The sequence below is a fragment of the Bradyrhizobium sp. CFUWI genome (assembly GCF_056429085.1).
Map to the genome: position 1 here is coordinate 1 of NZ_JBWJZE010000117.1, position 873 is coordinate 873.

Consider the following 873-nt stretch of genomic DNA (forward strand, 5'->3'; position numbering starts at 1 on the left):
TGTTCCAGAAAGTTGCCGTGCCCGGCATCTGCGTTGCCTAGCCCTGCTGTTTTTAGGAAGGGAAGATACTCATGATCAAGTTGATCCATCCTGTCGCTGGCGCCTTGGCTATCGCAACGATCGGCACATTTTGGCTGTCGACGGTACTCAGCGAGCTGTTCGCGTCCCATGCCACAGTTGCAGCGGTTAAGAGCACCATACCGTGGGGCTTCTTGTTGCTGATTCCGGCGCTCGCTGCGACCGGTGGTACAGGTGTCATCTTGGCAAAGGCGCGCCGGGCCGGACTGATCGGAGCCAAATTCAAGCGCATGCCATTCATTGCAGGAAACGGCATCCTGATTCTTATTCCGTCTGCGCTCTTCCTTGCGTCCAAGGCTCAGGCGGCAGAATTCGATGCCACGTTCTATGCTGTGCAGGTGATCGAGCTCGCCGCGGGCGCAACAAACATTACACTTCTTGCTCTCAACATGCGGGACGGTCTCAAAATGAAGGGATGGTTGCGCCACAAACCCGCTTGATCAACTCAACCAGAACTGCGCGGACAACTGACCTGAGGCCCGGTATTGTCGTGGCTTTATGAGTACGCGCCCTAAAATGTTATAGCTCCCCCGCCGGAGAAAAGGCCGGACGGTATCAGAATGCGTAGCCCGATCAGCAGTTTAGAACGTTCAGCCCCTCAGTTTACCTTCGGCAGCATAGCGCTAGCCGTGGTAACACTGGCTTGCTTGTACCTTCACGCCCATTTCGCCGCGACGGCGTTCGCCTATTTGTTGGTGGTCTTGCTGTTTTCGTTGATGGGCAGCTTCATCGCGTCGTCCGCGCTTTGCATCATAGCCATCGCTGCTCTCGCTTACTACTTTGCGCCGCCGGCGT

2 protein-coding genes are annotated in these 873 nt (G+C 56.1%); both read left to right on the forward strand.

All coding sequences use genetic code 11. The annotated features are described in order from the left end of the window. Positions 1 to 71: 71 nt before the first annotated feature. Complete coding sequence (locus AC066S_RS38965) at positions 72 to 518, forward strand: hypothetical protein (protein WP_126262141.1); 447 nt, start codon at positions 72 to 74, stop codon at positions 516 to 518. 120 nt (positions 519 to 638) lie between these two features. Beyond that, positions 639 to 873: hypothetical protein (locus AC066S_RS38970; protein ID WP_478271926.1), on the forward strand; the 235-nt coding region annotated here is incomplete at its 3' end.